At 57.8% G+C, this 2152-nt stretch carries 1 protein-coding gene and 2 pseudogenes; 1 reads left to right on the top strand and 2 read right to left on the bottom strand.

The features are described 5' to 3' along the window. Positions 1 to 95 precede the first annotated feature (95 nt). Positions 96 to 458, bottom strand: a pseudogene (locus J2Y63_RS35340) (transposase); the annotation flags it as partial. Positions 459 to 526: 68 nt separating this feature from the next. Between J2Y63_RS35340 and J2Y63_RS35345 the strand changes: the two are divergent. Continuing rightward, a complete protein-coding gene (locus tag J2Y63_RS35345) occupies positions 527 to 1948 on the top strand; it encodes a transposase (protein ID WP_435269830.1) in 1422 nt (473 codons plus the stop codon). 5 nt (positions 1949 to 1953) lie between these two features. Here J2Y63_RS35345 and J2Y63_RS35350 read toward each other — a convergent pair. Next, positions 1954 to 2152, bottom strand: a pseudogene (locus tag J2Y63_RS35350) (transposase); the annotation flags it as partial.

A 2152-nucleotide genomic window follows, 5' to 3' on the forward strand; every position in this document is an offset into this window, starting at 1 on the left:
GCGGCTCGCATAAACAGGCCGGATACACGACCGCAAGCACCGTGTCTGCCGTGACGTTCAAATTACTCCTTGCAAACAGGGAGCGGTCCATACACATCGTTCTGTTCGAGCAGGAGCGCGCCGACGAGCCTGACGATGGCGTCATCGTTGGGGAAGATGCCGACAACCTCGGTGCGCCGCTTGATCTCGCCGTTGAGACGCTCGATCGGGTTGGTCGAATGAAGCTTGGCCCAATGCTGTTTGGGAAAGGTCATGTAGGCGAGCACATCCTGTTCGGCACTATCCATCAGCGTGGCGAGTTTCGGCACCTTCGGCCTGATCTGGTCGGCGACATTGCGCCACTGGGCGCTCGCAGCCTCCGGAGTATCCTGGGCGAAGGCCGTGGCGATGAAGGCGGAGACGACGCGCCGACCGCTCTTCCCGGCATGGGCGAGCGCATTGCGCATGAAGTGGACCCGGGGGCTGTTGAAAAAGGTTTATCTTTTTGATTCAATAGGCTTATGGCGAGATCGATATGGAGCTTTCGATGCTGGAGCGCCGATCCGGAGAACAGTTTGAATTCTTCCTGTGCGGGTCGCTACGCGATCTGGTTCCCGACGAGCATGTTCTGGCCCGTGTTGATCGGGTTCTTGATTTGTCGTGGTTGCACGACATGGTGGCCGAGAGTTATGCCGCCTCAGTTGGTCGGCCCGCGATCGATCCTGAAGCCGCGTTACGTTTGATGCTCGCGGGGTTCTTGCTGGGCATTGTCCATGACCGTCGTTTGATCCGCGAAGCACAAGTTAATCTGGCAATACGCTGGTTTGCCGGTTACGGCCTGCAAGAGAAGTTGCCCGATCATTCTTCACTGACCCGGATCCGCAAACGCTGGGGCGCCGATCTCTTCCGGCGCATTTTTGAGAAGAGCGTTCAAGCCTGCGTCGCCGCTGGGATCGCGAAAGGTGAGGTTGTTCATGTGGATGCTTCGCTGATCCGCGCGGATGTGAGTTGGGAGAGCCTGGTCGCACGCCATGTCGATGACGTTGCCGATGCCAACAATGATGACTCTGGAAGAGATGAGACGGCGGCCAGAAACTCGAAGAAAACCGGGAAATACAAGAAAGTGTGCACAACTGATCCGGATGCTTCGATGGCCACGAATGGCCGAAACAGACGTCTTGAACCCTCCTACAAGCAGCATGGTGTAGTCGATGACGAATGTGGCGTCATTGTCGAGATCGACGTCACAACCGGCGAGGCGAATGAAGGCGATCATATACTGTCTCGGCTCGACACTGCTGCGCAAACGACAGGGGTGGCCATAACGTTGGCGACCGCCGATGCGGGATATGCCTATGGTAAGGTGTTTGGCGGGCTGGAGGAGCGCAAGATCAGTGCTGTGATCCCAACCAAGGCAGAGCCTATTCGCAGCAAGGTCCCTTTGCGCCGGTTCAGATATGACGCCCACCACGATATCGTAAAATGCCTACGCGGCAAGATTCTGCGCCCGAACCGAACCAAGGTCGCATATGGGCGCTTCTTCGCTTCGAAAGCCAGGGACTGCAAGGGATGCGACCTTGCGGCGATCTGCCTGTCCCCCTCGCGCGTGACTAAAGCTGTGGTCATCGTCAACGATTATCCAGCACTTCTTCGAGCACGGCGGAAACGTGACCGTTGGGGAAAAGAGGAAAAGCGCCTGTATCGTCGGCATCGCTGGCGTTCGGAAGGTTTCCATGGCGAGGCGAAATCCTGGCATGGTCTCGCACGGGCTGTGCGCCGCGGCCTGGAGAACATGCGCATCCAGTCCTTCCTGACCGCTATGGCGATCAACCTGAAGCGGCTTGCCGCCGCCTTTTTATTATTCTGGAGCCTTATCTGGCGATCCATTTATCAAGAAAAGCGCCCCGGTAGATCGCCGGGCAGCGACCTCAGGTTCTTGGGTCAGCCTATCAGTGCAGCAATTTGCTGAGGACCGCCTTCATAGGAATATGAGTTCTTCAACAGCCCCACCCGGCACCTCTGCCATGTGGCGGACAGCACCTTCGACACCGCTGCCTTGATGCCCTCATGGGCATCGGAACGACGAGCTTGACGCCACGCAGACCCCGCCTGGTCAGCTTTCGAAGAAACTCGGTCCAGATCGCCTCGGCCTCGGATGTGCCGATCTCCATAC

It is taken from the genome of Shinella sp. BE166, from assembly GCF_051201095.1.
In the GTDB taxonomy this organism is placed as follows: domain Bacteria; phylum Pseudomonadota; class Alphaproteobacteria; order Rhizobiales; family Rhizobiaceae; genus Shinella; species Shinella lacus.